A 16,839-nucleotide genomic window follows, 5' to 3' on the forward strand; every position below is an offset into this window, starting at 1 on the left:
TAACTTTTATAGTATCACAGTTTTTGTGGGGATGCAACCAAATATCCTTTGGCGTGGAAAATTTTTTTAGGAGCTTCACATTTAGGAAAATGTTGGGGATTTTCCACCCTAGGAGGAATGGATAGAAAGATTTGATGATGGGAAAAACCAGCATATAGTTTCTGGGAAGCTCTCACAGGATGAAAATATTCTTGTAAAGCTTCTAGGGTTAATTAGGGTTGAATAAAAAGTCATGGATATAGGCGAGTAACCCCAGCTAACTTTTATAGTATCACAGTTTTTGTGGGGATGCAACCAAATATCCTTTGGCGTGGAAAATTTTTTTAGGAGCTTCACATTTAGGAAAATGTTGGGGATTTTCCACCCTAGGAGGAATGGATAGAAAGATTTGATGATGGGAAAAACCAGCATATAGTTTCTGGGAAGCTCTCACAGGATGAAAATATTCTTGTAAAGCTTCTAGGGTTAATTAGGGTTGAATAAAAAGTCATGGATATAGGCGAGTAACCCCAGCTAACTTTTATAGTATCACAGTTTTTGTGGGGATGCAACCAAATATCCTTTGGCGTGGAAAATTTTTTTAGGAGCTTCACATTTAGGAAAATGTTGGGGATTTTCCACCCTAGGAGGGATGGATAGAAAGATTTGATGATAGGAAAAACAAATATATAGTTTATAGTTTATGGAAGCTTCACAGGATGAAGATATTCTTGTCCAGCTCCCAGAGTCCATTTGGGTTGAATAAAAAATCATGCGAACATACGAACAACTCCATCTAACTTTTATAATATCAAAATTTTTGTCAGGATACAACCAAAAATTCTTTGACCCGCGAATTTTTTTTAGAAGCTTCACAAAATGAAAATGAAAATGTTGGGAATTTTCCACCCTAGGAGGGATGGATAGAAAGATTTGATGATAGGAAAAACCAGCATATAGTTTTTGGGAGCTTCACAGGATGAAAAAGATGAAAATATTTCTGGCATTCCCCCTGGAGGAAACTTATTTGACAACAATTTATGTTTGATTGAAGCAATAATTTTTCCCTAATTATCCCTAGCAAAACAACCCAAATATTCTGATAAGAAAAGTTCCACAACTGTAGACGCTAAATTTTCTCCCTCTGCAGAACGCCAAGCATCTCGCATACCAACACCAACCAATATTTGTGGTTCACTATCATAATCAGAATTAGCTTCTGGACGAGGTATCTTTTCAATAGAATATAAGTAGTTTCTTTCGTCGCCAACTTCTAGCAACGCCATAATTAAAATACCATCCCTAACTGGATTTTCTTGACTAACAGAATGCCATTGATTTTTGTACAAAACTTCTATAGTTTCATTACTATTATATCTACAACGTTGTGGTTCTAAATTTGCCCATTTTTCTAACAGCGAGCGCATATTTTTCATCTCCATAATTTACTATTTTAGGAAACAGGGAATAGGGAGAAATAAAAAGTCAAAAGTCTCAAATATTTTGGTGTGTTAAGCTTCATTCATACACCTTACCGAAACAATTAAATAATTAGATAATTTAGGTTTAAAGCCTCCCCTTTCAAGGGAAAAAAATATTTTTTTTTCCTTTTAGTAAATCCTCTCCCTTTTAGGGAGAGGTAATTATCCATTATCCATTATTGAACGGGACTTACTAACTTTTGAATGTATGACTTTTAACTTTTAACTTCCGTGAAACGTTGGTTTTTCTCTAGCTAATTGAAATTTTAGCAATGCTTGAGTAATCATATCTTTATTTGCGGTCAAAGATATCCGCAAATAACCAGGAATTTCTTGGGGAGTTCCTGGCAAGAAAAATACCCCATAATTAGCTAATAATTCAGCAAAAGCACAATCATCTTCAAGAGGAGATTTTACTAATAAAAAGAAAGTTCCCTCTGGTACATTTACTTCATATCCAATATTCCTTAATTCTTGAATCATCCAATGGCGTTTATATTGTAATTTTTCAATATTTAAGTTTAAATTTTCCAAATCTTCTAAGGCATATTGCATTAAAAGATTTGGAAAACACCAACCCAAAAATGAGGTTTGTAATCTACTAATTAAATTTCTAATTTGTTCACGTTCTGGCATAGTTTCAGGAAGGGCAATATAGCCTATTCTTTGACCAGGAGCCATCCAAGTCTTACTATAACCATATACTAAAAAAGAAAAGGGATAAAATTGTGTCGGACTTGGGCAATTTTGATTATCAAAGACAACACGACTAAATGTTTCATCGGAAATTAAATAAATCGGTTTACCATAACGTTGAGAAGCTTCAGTTAATAATTTGGCTAAATTTTCTAAGGTTTTTTCAGAAAATATTTTACCTGTTGGATTATGAGGGGAGTTAATCACAATAGCACGAGTTTTTTCTGTCAGAGAATTGGCAATTTTTTCTAAGTCTAAATCAAAGGTTTTATCTATTACTGGAACTCCAACAGATGTAGCACCTACAGCATTAATCATTCCACGATAACCTAACCAGGGAGGAAGATTAATAATCACTTCGTCCCCTTATTGAACTAACAATTTTAAACAGATTGCTAAATCAACAACTGTACCATTAGTCATAAAAATATCATCAGGTGAAATAGATATTCCTCTATGTTTTTTTAGTGCCTTAGAGACAATTTCTCTGGTTTGAGGTAAATTTGTTTTATAGCTATACCACCCTATTTTACGGACTATTGCATTATTTTGTAAAGCTTCAACAAATCCAGGTAAAGGCATTTCGTAAGAATTTCCGAAAGTAAAATCGATACTACCTACCTCGTTGATTCGACTTATATAAGTTGCTGTTCTATAGAATTTTCCCATTGGTGTTTCATATTCCATTGTTTTGAGTAATTTAGGTGCAATAAAATGGGATTTTGAAGATTGTTGTTTGTTCATTTTTAAGTAGATAAAAGTTAATTACGATAGAGTTAAATTGTTGAAAGTGGATAGGATCTTTATGCCTAGTTTTAAATAGGGTTTGCTGATTAAAGATGAAAGCATTGACAGATAAAAATTTTAGCCTTTTTCGGTATTGAAAAAGTACAAACTTAATGGTCTAAAAGGTTCATGCATGTTAGTATTAAAGGCTCACACTTGACAGAAAAATTAACGGACTATTCTTCTGAGTCCCTCCTCTAAACCACCGGTAAATTCTGACTCCTGACTCCTGACTCCTGACTCCTACCCTTACCCATAAGACTTTTTCAGCAAACCGTAAATATATATCAAAAACTTTCTAAAAATTCTGCTACTATCTGATTAAATTTTTCCGCTTCTACCAAAAACGCCCAATGATTACCGGGAATTTTTTCCAGTTTTAAATTCCTTAAATACTTATGATAAGGCTTAATTTGCACATCGCTTTTATTGACACCTTTTTCTGGTTGAATAAACAAAGTCGGTACATCAATATATTCTGTTAAACCAGGAACTCGCATTACTTCTTCAAAGATTTCATTCCTCGCAGGAACAACAAATTTACTTCCCCACTTTCCATCAGCTTTTTCCTCGATACTTTCCTGAAAAACTATTTGTTGAAATTCGCTCCAACCTGCATATTTTCCTAACTCCTTTGCCTGAGTTTCTGCCTCCGCAAAACTATCAAACGGACCCATACCTTTGAGAGTTTCTAAAGTCCGATAAAGAATAGGAAAAGTAACTTTAAAAAATCCAGGCATTTTCCCAATAAAAACTGGGTCTGCCAAAACCATACTTTTGAATCTTTCAGGATTTTGTCTTGCCCAAAGACAAGCTAATTTTCCCGTCCAAGAATGACCTAAAATATGAGCTGAAGACCAGTTTAAATGTTTGATTAATGCTTCTAAATCTGCAATTGTTGTCTGAAAACTATAACCGTTTTCTGGTTTGCTACTTTCTCCATGACCGCGCATATCTGGCGCGATAATATGATATTTAGTAGATAAATATTCTCCTAAACTTAGCCAGACTAAGGCTGAATCTGCTAAACCATGTAATAGTAAAAGTGGTTGTTTTTTCTCCTGATTTTCTTCTGTTTGCCATTCTAGATAAGAAAGTTCAATGTCGGATAAATTTAACGTTTTGCGAGTATAAACCATAATCAAATATAAGGATTGAATATTCGGCGATACAGTATTATAGCAAATCTCTGGAGTAAGGATTCAGCTATGAGTTATTAAATTATTATCTGGGAAGGAAGAATTAGTTTCTCAGGAGAATTAAAATTTATTTTTCGCAGCGTTGCGTAGGAAAGAAAAGCTGATTAGCTAACCTTAGTAATACCAATTTGATAAATGTTTGCTACAAATATCTCGTTTTTTTAAGGAGTAATATCATGTCCGGTTGAATAGTGATAAATAAATAACTACGGAGGAGTTAGGAGTCAGGAGTCAGGAGTCAGGAGGGAAGAAAGAAGGAAGAGGAAGAATAGGAGAAGAAGAAGAAAGTTTTTTTATAACTAATTATCCGGACATGATATAAGGAGGTAGGGACGTTTAGCTAAAGCACAACTTTCATATAGGGAATACTCCGCAAACGTTAACGCTCCGCGACATGGAATAGGAGCATTCCGGAACGGAAAACGCATTAATGCTCAAGCAACGTCCGTACGGAGTAAGGAGTCAAATGGGAATAGCTTATTGAATTCGTCAAAAAAACATCTCCTAAGCAAGTTTTTTTTATCGCCCTTATTATTTGTAACATTCTTTTTTCACGCTTAGTATAAGTTATTACTTTCAAAAGCTGAATGTCTACCCTCTGTAGTTATGATATCTTGCCTGCTTGTATCTGATTGAGATGAAATTCCCTATATAATTAGGATTTAAAGGTAGAATCAATATGAACAATTTATTTGATAATTTGGCAAATTAAGATAGGGGTATTAGTGACAATTCTGGCTTATTTATAGCGGAACTTGGGATTAAACAGGACTACCTATCAATGTTTTTGGGGCTAAAAAAGCCTTACTACAAACAACAACTTTTTTATCGCTAATACTATCCAGAATTACCAAGATAACTTCTCCCTAAAAATTACAAATACACATACCTGATTCTTTTTAGGAATTACTATATTAGTTATTATTTATCACTAATTTTTTAGCAATAGGCATCCGCCAACCTGTGCCAAAAGCTCGTTCGCTAATTTTTAAACCGGGGGGTGCTTGTCTACGTTTAAATTCTGCCCGCATGACTAATTTCACTACTTTATTTACTACTTCTGAATCGTGTCCTGCTGCAATAATTTCTGCACTAGATTCGCAGTTTTCTACTAACCGGAATAATATCTCATCTAAGACTTCATAATCAGGTAAGGAATCTTGGTCTTTTTGGTCTTCTTTTAATTCGGCACTCGGAGCTTTTGTCAGAATATTTTCGGGAATAATATTTGACTTTTCAGTAATTAGTAAATTTTCGGCTCCATAGAATTTTTGATTGCTATTAACTGCCTGTTGATTCAACCAGCGACACAGGGAATAAACGCGAGTTTTCGGCACGTCTGAAATTACGGCTAATCCACCATTCATATCTCCATAAAGAGTACAATAACCAACTGCCATTTCTGACTTATTGCCTGTGGATAAAAGCAAATGACCAAACTTATTAGAAATTGCCATTAATAAATTTCCCCGAATCCGAGATTGAATATTTTCTTCAGCAATTCCAAAGTTTGTACCTGCAAATAAATCGGCTAAATTATTGTCATAACCTTTCATTAAATCCCCGATAGATATAATTTGTTTAGCAATACCTAAATTTTCTACTAAAGCTTCAGCATCTTTTACAGAATGTTCCGAACTGTAGGGAGAAGGCATTAAAATAGCTAAAACATTTTCCTTTCCTAATGCAGCAGTAGCGATCGCTGCGACTAAGGCTGAATCTATTCCTCCACTTAAACCAAAAACAACTTTGGAAAAACCACACTTTTGTACATAATCTTTGACGCCTAAAACCAAAGCAGACCAAATTTCTTCATCCTCACTTTCTGGCAATTTTATACTTTCAAAATCAGCAGAAATTAAATCTTTTTTTGCCGAATTAAATTCTACAACTGCCAAACTTTTCTCAAAAGCTTTAGCACGATAGAGCGGATTTCCTGCGCTATTAAAAACTACACTACAACCATCAAAAACTAAATCGTCATTACCACCTACTTGATTAACATAAATAATTGGTATTTGATAACGATTCGTACTATGTTCCAACATTGACTCTCGCAATTTTTGTTTGCCTACCCGATAGGGAGAAGCTGACATATTAACTACAAAATCAACCTGTTGTGCTGCTAATTCTTTCATCGGCTCACAAGTATAATTTCGCTTTCCCCAAAATGCTGCGTCATTCCACAAATCTTCGCAAATAGTCACGCCGATTTTAGCTGAATATTCTGAGCTGTCAGTGGAAATTTCTAATGTGAAAAAATCGCTACTTTTTCCAGGTTCAAAATATCGGTCTTCGTCAAAGACATCATAAGTAGGTAAAAGTCGTTTATGGAATATTTGTTTGACTTTTCCATTGCTTAATAAAACCGCACTATTAAACAAAGATTTTTCTCCTTTTTCAGCAGCTTGAGAATTAAAAGTTACAGTTCCGACTAAAACAGCTATTTCTGATGGTAAATCTTGAGCTAAACTTTCTAATTCCAAAGTAGCAGCTTCAATAAAACTAGGATAAACTAATAAATCTCGTGGAGGATAACCTATCAATGATAATTCGGGAGTTATCATCAATTTTACATCTGATTTTTGGGCTTTTTGGGCAGCTTCCAAAATTAATTTAGCATTGCCAGAAATGTCACCAATAATAGGGTTAAGTTGAGCGATCGCTATTTTCATAATTTTCGATTATTTGTACAATAAATAGTAAGCATTTAACGCTTTATTGAACCAGAATAAATTTTACTACAAAAGCCAACTTTAAGGGTATATTTTATCATTTGCCAAGAAATAAATTTCTGGGCTGACAGCAGAAGTCATCTTTAGCAGCTATTGGTAGGGTGTGTTAGCGCTAGCGTAACGCACCAATACCCCATATATAGTGGTTTTCCGTAAATCCTGATGAATAAAGATAGTTGATTTGCTAATTAATGAGACTTACAGCAGATTTTATTTTGGTGAGGTACACCTACGCGAGCAAGATGCTCGCACTGAGAAATTTAATTTAGGACTTACGCAAAGAAACCCGGTTTCTACGATAAATTGTTGTTTTTGACAATAAACATTTACGAGAAACCGGGTTTCTGGGTTCACGTGCGTAAGTCCTGTTAATTACTAAATCTGTACTTCATATACTTGGAATCTGCTGTCAGATAAATTCTCTACTTTAGTCTTCTCTAATTCTTTTGCGTCATTTTCCATTTTTGGGGAAAACTAGGCTGTGTTGTAATAGCCATAGAAAATCCGTTCTGCTTTTCGGTTGTCAGATCCGACATAAAAGGTGAACCTAGTGGCAGCTATATAGCGCTACGCGCAATTCAAAATTCAAAATTCAAAAGTAATCCCTGACTGAGTTTGAGAATTTATAAACGTCCTAACCTATTTGCGTAGTGCTATATCACCCTATTTCTATTATTCTATTGGCCAATAGTTAAATGGCTAAAAGCCTTTACAGGTATAAGTTTCAGCCTTTTTTTAAGAAAGAAAACATAGATTTATTTATTGGACAATAGTTGTAGAAGTATGAAGTACATAACCTTGGAGCTTGTGCGGAATCCATAAGTTTTCATACAACAAAGCCCGAAAACTCTCAAAATCAGAACTTTTGACAGCTTTTTGCTAAGAAGCGATCGCTACGTCTAAGATTGGACTGTATTAATTAATCAGGACTTACGCAAAATCTGGAATTATACGCCAAATGTAGGGGCTTGCTGGCATTCGCCCTTACTAGATATAGCGGTTCTGCGTAAGTCCTGTAATCACAATCCAAAAAGACGGTATAGATAACCTAGTCATCTTGAGATGACTTCAGCTATTAGCCAAGGATTTTAATCCTTGGCTAGCCATGGGGTAAACCTTGAGAACATTTTGGTAAAAGGCGACAACCATTTCTAATTTATCGGCTTTGTCTTCTCTAATTCTTTGACGGTAAGATCGAGATACTTTTGCGTCTTTTCCCATTGTTCGGGAAAAGTCTCACGGGTATAAACTTGGAGAGAATTTTGGTAAGAGGCGATCGCCATGCCTAAATTCTCAGCTTTGTCTCCTCTAATTCTAGAAACGTAAGCAAGAGCTAGATTGTTTTGAGTCCTTGCCCATTCTACAGGAAAAGCCTCAAAAGTTAAAACTTTGAGAGCATTTTGAGAAAAGGCAATCGCCATCTCGAGATTCTCAGCTTTGTCTCCTTTTATTCTCTTACCGTAAGCAACAGCGAGATTATTTTGAGTTCTTGCCCATTGTTGGGGAAAAGCTTCAAAAGTTCTTACTTTGAGAATTTGTTGGTAAATAGCGATCGCCATCTCTAAATTCTCGGTTTTATCTCCTCTTATTCTATTACTATAAGCAATAGCTAGATTGTTTTGCGTAGCTGCCCATTCTACAGGAAAAGCCTCAAAATTTAAAACTTTGAGAGCATTTTGAGAAAAGGCAATCGCCATCTCTAGATTCTCATCTTTGTCTCCCCTTATTCTCTTACTGTAAGCAACAGCGAGATTATTTTGAGTTCTTGCCCATTGTTGGGGAAAAGCTTCAAAAGTTCTCACTTTGAGAGCTTGTTGGTAAGTAGCGATCGCCTGCTCTAAATTCTCAGCCTTATCTCCTCTTATTCTGTTACGGTAAGTTTCACCAAGATTGTTTTGCGTAGCTGCCCAATCTACAGGAAAAGCGTCAAAAGTTAAAACTTTAAGAGCATTTTGGTAAGAAGCTATTGCCTGCTCTAAATTCTCAGCTTTGTCTCCTCTTATTCTTTCGCTATAAGCATTTGCGAGATTATTTTGAGTCTTTGCCCATTCTAAAGGAAAAGCATCAAAAGTTTTGACTTGGAGAGAATTTTGGAAAGTAGCGATCGCTATCTCTAAATTCTCAGCTTTATCCCCTCTTATTCTGCTACGGTAAGCTTCACCAAGATTATTTTGCGTCATTGCCCAATCTATAGGAAAAGTCTCAAAAGTTCTCACTTGGAGAGCATTTTGTAAAAAGGCGATCGCCATCTCTAAATTCTCGGCTTTGTCTCCTCTTATTCTTTCACTGTAAGCATTTGCGAGATTATTTTGCGTCGCTGCCCAATTTTGAGGAAAAGCGTCAAAAGTTCTGACTTTAAGAGAATTTTGTAAAAAGGCGATCGCCTGCTCTAGATTCTCAGCTTTGTTTCCTCTTATTCTCTTGCGATAAGCTTCACCAAGATTATTTTGCGTCATTGCCGATTGTTGAGGAAAAGCATCGCGGGTATAAATTTCTAAAGCCAATTGATAATAACTAATAGCTTGTTCTAAATTATTAGCTATAGAACCTTTGTTTTTACTAATATACAAACAACCTAAATCATGAAAAAGATTCCCCCGATCTGTACTTGAAATTAAAGACTTATTTTGCAGATATAAATCCTCAGCTTGGTGTAAATAGACTTCTGCTTTTTCTAAATCTTGTTGCTTACGATATGCAATACCCAACTCACTCAGTAAATAAAATAATTCTTTGACTGAATCGTCCTTCGATTCATAATATTTTGATAAACGCTCCCCTAAAAAATCAATTCTCTCCTCAATTCCTGTTGGTATTTCTTCCTCAATTTTATTAATAAGCAGAGTTTTACTTTCTGGTGAAACAACTGGAATTTCCAGAGAATTAAACTTAACAACTGAAGATATCCATGACCATAAATCGGGAGCCAAATTTGCTAAACGATTAACTGCATAATTAGGTAGGCAAAAAATGATGGGATAAGGAATATCTCTAGGTAATAAATCTCGTATATAATTCAAATCATATAAAAAAGCCGGTTTCTCACCTGGTAAACCAATGGCATTTTCTAAACCTTGGATAATTATAACTAATTTCTTTTCTGGTTCAATCGTAAAATCGGCTAGTCTTTTCACCATTTCATCCCGGAAAAAAACCAACTCAGGGTCATCTAACTTTAATTGCCAAAACTGAATTTGACTACATTTTTCATCAGTAGTAATTATTTTAATAATTGTATCCAAATCCTCCTGATAATCAACTTGAATTATGCCTAAATGAAATCCTTTAGCAAAACTAATAACAGTCAATAATTGATTCAAAGATTCCTGATTTTGAATCAAAAATTGCCCCAAAGCATTTTGACCGAATCTATTTTCAGTTAACCCTTGAATTTCTCGATCGCTCGGTTTAACTTTACGACTATTTTCACCCATAGTATTAACCTCAAGGATTTTATAGCGGTTCTTTAATTTATAAGCAGAGAATTTACATATAAGGAGGGCGAATGCCATTCGCCCCTACAGATGGTGGTTTAAAAGTAAATTTGCCTAATTCTTGAGCAATTTTAAAAAAGAATGTTATACCATTTTCATAAAATATTGCTACAGTCACAGAACAGGTTAAAGGAGATAAAGAACGTCGGAACCAGGAAAGATAAATACACAAAAAATGGAGGAAAAAACTTTAATTTTGACAATGAATGCAAGCGATAAAGTATTAAATTGTCGGAATAAATCACAAATTGGAATGTAACAGCTTTTTTTGAATTTGGTATTACGAATAAAAAGTATGATTATTAAAGACTTTACAGGAAATTTTCCTTTAACAGAAAAGAGAATTGGCAACCTAAAAAATGGTATTAAAGCCATTAATTATTACTCCTAAATCCTATCTCCTAAATCCTACCTCCTAACTCCTAATTTCCTGACTCCTGACTCCTATTTAATGCTTCTTTGAATAGATCGCTGCGTTTAATAACTGGATTAACATAATTCCAACGATTAGTTCCGTTATATTCTAAAACCGAAGTATTATATAAAATCGCTTGAGAAGTTTCGTTCTTTTCTAAATTTTTACTCTGACAAACTTTGGCTAAAATTTCATAATGTTGATGAGGAATAACCCGCTCAAAATTAAATTGTTCCTGTTTAATTGCATAATCAACATCATCATTATTAATTTTACTATGACCACGGGAACCAGCAGTCATACAAGCTGTCCGCATAATTCGCATTAATTGACGAACATGACCACCACTAGCTTTAGCTATTTCTAATAAATCTTGTTCCGACTCAAACAAAATATCTGTATTAACTCTTTTAGCAATTATTTCAGCCATTGCTTTTAAATGTCTATTATTATGTGGTAAATCAGTCTCTTGACTGTCATACTGGTAAATATTAACCATCGGTAAAGTATGGGGATTTTGGTCAAAAGTATTACCAACATTTTCTGTAGAATAAGCAACAGAAATAGGCACAGTATAAATAATATTACAATCTAATTCTTGCAATTGAGCAGCATATTCAAAAAACAAATGTTTTCCCACATCAGGAGGAACGCGGTCTAAATTATCAACAATAATTAAAATTCCTTTGTATTCAGGATACTTTTCCCTTAACTTTTTTGTACCATCTCTTAAGAGAGCATTAATATCAGCTTTGAGTCGAGAAATATCTTTTTCTAAAGTCTCTCGAATTATCTTTTTATTTTTAGCTGACCCTTTAATTTGAGCTAATAATTTCACCCAAAGTTTAACCAAAAAAGGAATCGGTGTTTGACTTCCTAGTTGACCTCCTGCTTCTACACTAACTGAGCGTTCTACTGTCTCTTCATTTTCTTTAGTAATCTCTTTAAACCAATCTTCAAAACCCTGCAATAACCTTTTGTCTAAAGTAATATTTTTCTTTCTTAAGTGTTCTTCAACCTGTTTAATAATTACTAGATATAGGTCTGTATAACGAGCATCATTAGTATCTAGTTCTTCATCAGCCATAAAATAAATAATAAAATATTTATCTTCTAATTTTTTTTCTAATCTTTTTAATTCAGTAGTTTTCCCTCCACCACGATGACCTGCAAATAAAATTGTTTGAGTTGTTTCAGGTTCAGCAACACTTAAAATAAAATTAATGCTATCGATAGCTTCTGTTTTTCTTACTTCAGATAAATCATAATAATATTTTTCTAAATCCTCATCTTGAAGAGGAATAAAATTAGAAATATTGTAAGCATCTCCTAGTGTTTTAGCGCGATAATCTTGAGTCATTTGTAATTTACCTTAGCAAAATATAATTAATATATAGCGAGCCTAAATTTGTAACATTTTATCGTAGGGGTTTGGTCTCCAAACCCAATTGATATATTTAATTATACCCTACTTTATTGTGCAAAGATAGTTCGTAGAGTGCCTTAATGAAATGTAGCGCACCATCTATCCCAAATATTACTATCTCAAATATTTCGGTGCGTTAGCGAAGAGTAACGCACCCTACCAGACTCCCTTTTAAGAAAAAGTAATATCCATTATCCATTAATGAATACCAGACCTTACTAAACTAATTAAAATACCAAAAATTTTCGATAAATTATTGATAGAATATTCTGCCAAATCTACAATTATAGTTTCAGATTCTAGCTCTAAAAATTGCCAAACTGTTCCAGTTGTCACAACACCATAAATTTTATCAATATTGTTGCCTTTTCTTTGGTTAAAAATTTGAGCAGCTAGCATCTCTGCAATACATTGAGAAAAACCAGATTTCAGATTATCATTTTTGGCTTTTACCAAAGCAACAACTGGCGCTTCAATCACAAGTTGTTTGTTAGAATGACTAATAATAAAATCACAAAAACCGTTTAAACCTTGGTCAGGAATAACGTTAAATTCTATTCCTGAAAAAATGCTAATTTGATTATTTAGTTGTTTCTTTATCTCTACCAAAATTGGCGCAACAATTAACTCGGAACGAGCTTTTTCTGAACCAATAGCAACTGCTAAAGGTACATAGTCTTGGAAAAGTTCTTGCAATATTTTACTGGGTAAAACTTCCGGTAAATTGTTGAATTTCCCCTGAACTTCGACTAAATTTAGATTAAAATTTGTTAGTAGTTCATCTAAGTTAAATTTACTGTAAGACATTTTTAAATCATGAATAATTAATAATGAATAATTAACAATTACCTATTCTTCTTAAATAAGAAAAATCAAGAAACCCGGTTTTTGAGTTTGTCTGCGTAACTCCTGATTATACAGCAAATTCCAAGTATCTGAAGTACAAATATTAATAATTAAATCTTCCCGAATATTTTATATACCCAGAAATATCAGTTATTTCTCCTGGATAAAGTTGGGAAAGCCAATTATCTTCTTCTAAAAGAAGAGCATTGTGTTTCTCTGATAAATGTTTTGCTAAAGTGGATTTTCCAGCAGCCATTTTTCCACAAAAAAAATGTAATGTTATATCTTTATCCATTATTTTCTCTAATACTATAAATTCTATTGATATCTAGGGTTTGCTAAAAAAATATTATGGGTGAGGGTAGGAGTCATTTCAGTTATCAGTTATCACTGACTACCGCCTGAAGTCGGTAGCTTGAAACCAGGAATATTTTAATTTTCATCCCCTTGAAAGGGGAGGCTTGTTACCTCTTTTTCTTGGTCAGGAGTTAGGAAAAATAGGAGTTATAGAGGAGGTAGTTAGAGGCATTAGAAACAGATTACTCTTAAAGTTTTATCCCTTGATTTACCAACGCCCAATAATCAATTCTAATTTCGATCAACATTCTGGTAATGGATTATTTTTTCTGTATAAACTATTTTGATTTAATAAAGGTAATTTTAAAACTTCAATCCAATCTATCAGTTGAAAATCTGTTTCTAAATCTGAATCATCTTTAAATGCAGTAGTCAAAATATGATTAACTGCTTTAGCAATACAATGTTTAACTAACCAATGATAAGTCCGTTCTAAATCCCTGTCAAACTCCAAATAAATTGCACCTATTAGAGCTTCAAATATTTGAGATAAAATTTTATCTTGCTCACTTTTATGCTTCCATTTATAACTTTTTCCCAATAGAGAAAAATGCCTCAATTTTAAATTTCTAGCAAATTCAGAAAGCATCTTTCTACTAACAAGATCGCTTTCTATAATAGTCAAAGTTGCTTGACCTAAACTCAAAAAATTGTTTGATAAATACCTACTAACAATTCGACCAAAAACTACATAGCCAAGATTAGCCAAACCTTGATGTTCCAGAACCCGTTCTTTTTGTTGTGACCTAATAATATTAGTCTGATCATAAATGTGATTTGGATGAGTTAGAGCAATCTCCAAAAGTTCAGGATGTTGAAATTGGGGGATGGCGATACTCACTTTTTTTACAGCTTCAATATTTGAGCACATAATACTATCCAATTCTCCATAAAATGGTAATTTAATTAATCATTACTACAATGTCCTAGGGGATAATTACATAATAGTTAATAATTTCATAAGATTTGCATCAAAAAAATGTGAGAAATTGTTTTTAAAGTAAATCTCAAAAAAGGGGATATTGATAATCGATAATGGATAATTGATAATTGATAATTACCTCTTCCTAAAAGGGAGAGGATTGAGTAAAAGGAAAAAAATTTATTTCTCTTGCTTGATTGGATATGGTTAGGTCACCTATCCATCCCATCCTAGGGACTTGCTGCCTCTTTCAGAGGAGCTTTCCTGCGGAATGCTGCGCAAACGCTAACGCAAACAACCGCTCTCTTGGTTGATTGGATATGCCGTTTAGCTAGCGCAAAACTGCGTTAACGCTGCGCGACATGAAACGCGTAGCGTCCCGGAGGGAAAGGAGACCCGCTCTTGACAGAGCCGCTCCGCTAACGGCATCCCTCAACCGCTTTTTTCCCTATCCAAGGAGAGACTAACAAAGCTGAATTATTTAATTATTAATTATTCGGTAAAAATATAAATAATTAACATTAAATTTGCTCAAATTAGCAAAAAGATTCTATGCGCTTGTGTTAATTAATTAATAACTGAAGCTTTACCTAAGTCTAGTATTAATTCATGGGAATTGGTATAATATTAAATCTGTTTCATTACACATATAATCTAATCATCTACAGGGTTATGCACGAAGTGTCTAGGTAGGGGCGATTCGCGAATCGCCCCTACAACTACTGACTATTGACTATTGACTACTGACTAATAACTAAAATGACTTATGTCTACAAAAATTAAACTGGTTAAACAACATCAATGCTTTGGTGGCACAGTCAGCTATTATTTCCACTCATCTTCCACCTGTAATATTGAGATGCGTTTCTCAATTTATCAACCACCACAAGCCAAATCAAAACCTCTACCAATCCTTTATTTTTTGTCTGGTTTAACCTGTACTGAAGAGAATTTTATGGTTAAAGCAGGAGCGCAACAATTTGCTAATAAATATGGATTAATTTTAATTGCACCAGATACAAGCCCACGTAATACTGGTATTGTGGGAGAGGATGATGATTGGGATTTAGGTACGGGTGCAGGATTCTATATTAATGCCACTGCAGAACCGTGGAAAAAACATTATCAAATGTATAGTTATGTAGTTGAAGAATTACCAGAAGTTATTGTCAGAAATTTTCTAGTACAACCAGATAAGCAAAGTATTTTTGGTCACTCAATGGGAGGTCATGGAGCATTAATTTGTGCTTTGAAAAATCCTGAAAAATATCAATCTGTTTCGGCTTTTGCTCCTATTGCAGCACCTATGCGTTGTCCTTGGGGGGAGAAAGCTTTTACCAATTATTTAGGTACAAACCAAGAAAATTGGCGTGATTATGATGCTAGTGAATTAGTTTTAACTGCTGGTTATAATCGTCCGATTTTAATTGATGTAGGAACTGCTGATCCTTTTTTAGCTCAAAAGCAATTACTCCCAGAAGTGTTTGAAAATGCCTGTAAAAAAGTCGGCTTACCACTAACTTTAAGAATGGAAGAAAATTACGATCATGGCTATTATTTCGTCGCATCTTTTATCGAAGATCATATTCGTTATCATGCTGAATTTTTAAACTGAAAAAGAGGGAACAGTTTAATAATGGATAATTGATAATTGATAATTGATAATTGATAATTGATAATTGATAATTGATAATTGATAATGGATAATGGATAATTGATAATTGATAATTACCTCTCCCTTTTAGGGAGAGGATTGACTAATAAGGGAAAAAATTTATTTTTTTCCCCTTTCAAGGGGAGGCTTTAAACCTGAATTATCTAATTATTTAATTGTTTAATTGTTTAATTGTTTAATTGTTTCGGTAACAGGGAGGAATTGAGAATTTATGAATAATAATTGATTTTATTTTTCATAAAAAAGAGGGAACAGGAAACAAGGAACAGGGGGGAATTGAGAATTTATGAATAATAATTGATTTTATTTTTCCTTTTTGGAGCAGTCTAATGCTCTATTCAAAATAAAGATGGTGGGTTATACCATTTTGATAAATGTTTGCTACAAATACCTAGGGAATTTTTTAGGAGTCAGGAATCAGAATGAATGTCTTCAACACCATTTTTTAGTCGAAAATTATCTTTTTTCTCAAAGAGGTATCTCCTGTAAAATCTTTTTCTCCCTATTACTATTCGTAACATTCTTTTTTCAAATTGGTATTACAACTAATCTTAATTATTTAATATCCTACTAGATAGTCAAAAATTTAGTATTGTTGTAAAGTTTTATTGATTTTATAGAAAAACATAAAAAAACAACTAAAATGGTGTCAAATACAATGCTGATGTCAATGGAAGTTTAAACATATTACGAAAAGTAGTCCCAAACGCTTTTAGCAATGGGATAGAGAAGCCAGTGCGTTGGGCGGGTCTCCCGACTTGAAGCAACTGGCGTGGTGTTGTAGTTCACCCCGTTAAGGTAACACTTAATTAAAACTAAATCAAAAAA

12 protein-coding genes are annotated in these 16,839 nt (G+C 33.8%); 1 reads left to right on the forward strand and 11 read right to left on the reverse strand.

Going from position 1 to position 16,839, the window contains the following annotated elements:
- Positions 1-1,046 precede the first annotated feature (1,046 nt).
- The 11 genes from F6K40_RS24865 to F6K40_RS24915 all read right to left on the reverse strand — a co-directional run bounded on the left by F6K40_RS24865 (position 1,047) and on the right by F6K40_RS24915 (position 14,255).
- A complete protein-coding gene (locus tag F6K40_RS24865) occupies positions 1,047-1,421 on the reverse strand; it encodes a hypothetical protein (RefSeq protein ID WP_293139778.1) in 375 nt (124 codons plus the stop codon).
- Between the two features lie 261 nt (positions 1,422-1,682).
- Complete coding sequence (locus F6K40_RS24870) at positions 1,683-2,513, reverse strand: aminotransferase class I/II-fold pyridoxal phosphate-dependent enzyme (protein ID WP_293139779.1); 831 nt, start codon at positions 2,511-2,513, stop codon at positions 1,683-1,685.
- 9 nt (positions 2,514-2,522) lie between these two features.
- Positions 2,523-2,900, reverse strand: coding sequence for a PLP-dependent aminotransferase family protein (locus F6K40_RS24875; protein WP_293139780.1), 378 nt, complete (start codon positions 2,898-2,900; stop codon positions 2,523-2,525).
- Between the two features lie 329 nt (positions 2,901-3,229).
- Positions 3,230-4,081 (reverse strand): alpha/beta fold hydrolase, encoded by an 852-nt coding sequence (locus F6K40_RS24880; RefSeq protein ID WP_293139781.1) that lies wholly within the window; start codon positions 4,079-4,081, stop codon positions 3,230-3,232.
- Positions 4,082-5,055: 974 nt separating this feature from the next.
- Positions 5,056-6,816 (reverse strand): NAD+ synthase, encoded by a 1,761-nt coding sequence (locus F6K40_RS24885; RefSeq protein ID WP_293139782.1) that lies wholly within the window; start codon positions 6,814-6,816, stop codon positions 5,056-5,058.
- 1,211 nt (positions 6,817-8,027) lie between these two features.
- Positions 8,028-10,310, reverse strand: a complete 2,283-nt coding sequence (locus tag F6K40_RS24890) for a tetratricopeptide repeat protein (RefSeq protein WP_293139783.1) — start codon at positions 10,308-10,310, stop codon at positions 8,028-8,030.
- Positions 10,311-10,362: 52 nt separating this feature from the next.
- Entirely contained in the window at positions 10,363-10,542 is a 180-nt protein-coding gene (locus F6K40_RS24895; protein ID WP_293139784.1) for a hypothetical protein, read from the reverse strand.
- Between the two features lie 250 nt (positions 10,543-10,792).
- The gene (locus F6K40_RS24900) at positions 10,793-12,145 is read right to left on the reverse strand and encodes a P-loop NTPase fold protein (protein ID WP_293139785.1); all 1,353 of its coding nucleotides are present in this window, start codon (positions 12,143-12,145) and stop codon (positions 10,793-10,795) included.
- A gap of 264 nt (positions 12,146-12,409) precedes the next feature.
- The gene (locus F6K40_RS24905) at positions 12,410-13,018 is read right to left on the reverse strand and encodes a hypothetical protein (protein ID WP_293139786.1); all 609 of its coding nucleotides are present in this window, start codon (positions 13,016-13,018) and stop codon (positions 12,410-12,412) included.
- 142 nt (positions 13,019-13,160) lie between these two features.
- The gene (locus F6K40_RS24910; RefSeq protein WP_293139787.1) at positions 13,161-13,352 is read right to left on the reverse strand and encodes a P-loop nucleotide/nucleoside kinase family protein; all 192 of its coding nucleotides are present in this window, start codon (positions 13,350-13,352) and stop codon (positions 13,161-13,163) included.
- Positions 13,353-13,655: 303 nt separating this feature from the next.
- A complete protein-coding gene (locus F6K40_RS24915; RefSeq protein WP_293139788.1) occupies positions 13,656-14,255 on the reverse strand; it encodes a ribonuclease III domain-containing protein in 600 nt (199 codons plus the stop codon).
- A gap of 847 nt (positions 14,256-15,102) precedes the next feature.
- Here F6K40_RS24915 and fghA point away from each other — a divergent pair.
- Positions 15,103-15,951, forward strand: coding sequence for an S-formylglutathione hydrolase (fghA, locus tag F6K40_RS24920; RefSeq protein ID WP_293139789.1), 849 nt, complete (start codon positions 15,103-15,105; stop codon positions 15,949-15,951).
- Positions 15,952-16,839 lie beyond the last annotated feature (888 nt).

The sequence above is a fragment of the Okeania sp. SIO3I5 genome, from assembly GCF_010672085.1.
Lineage (GTDB): Bacteria > Cyanobacteriota > Cyanobacteriia > Cyanobacteriales > Microcoleaceae > Trichodesmium.

Bases quoted from the DNA above. Each gene is read 5' to 3' on its own strand.
- F6K40_RS24865 (WP_293139778.1), bottom strand. From the start codon at position 1,421: ATGGAGATGAAAAATATGCGCTCGCTGTTAGAAAAATGGGCAAATTTA.
- F6K40_RS24875 (WP_293139780.1), bottom strand. From the start codon at position 2,900: ATGAACAAACAACAATCTTCAAAATCCCATTTTATTGCACCTAAATTA.
- F6K40_RS24880 (WP_293139781.1), bottom strand. From the start codon at position 4,081: ATGGTTTATACTCGCAAAACGTTAAATTTATCCGACATTGAACTTTCT.
- F6K40_RS24885 (WP_293139782.1), bottom strand. From the start codon at position 6,816: ATGAAAATAGCGATCGCTCAACTTAACCCTATTATTGGTGACATTTCT.
- F6K40_RS24890 (WP_293139783.1), bottom strand. From the start codon at position 10,310: ATGGGTGAAAATAGTCGTAAAGTTAAACCGAGCGATCGAGAAATTCAA.
- F6K40_RS24900 (WP_293139785.1), bottom strand. From the start codon at position 12,145: ATGACTCAAGATTATCGCGCTAAAACACTAGGAGATGCTTACAATATT.
- F6K40_RS24905 (WP_293139786.1), bottom strand. From the start codon at position 13,018: ATGTCTTACAGTAAATTTAACTTAGATGAACTACTAACAAATTTTAAT.
- F6K40_RS24910 (WP_293139787.1), bottom strand. From the start codon at position 13,352: ATGGATAAAGATATAACATTACATTTTTTTTGTGGAAAAATGGCTGCT.
- fghA (WP_293139789.1), top strand. From the start codon at position 15,103: ATGTCTACAAAAATTAAACTGGTTAAACAACATCAATGCTTTGGTGGC.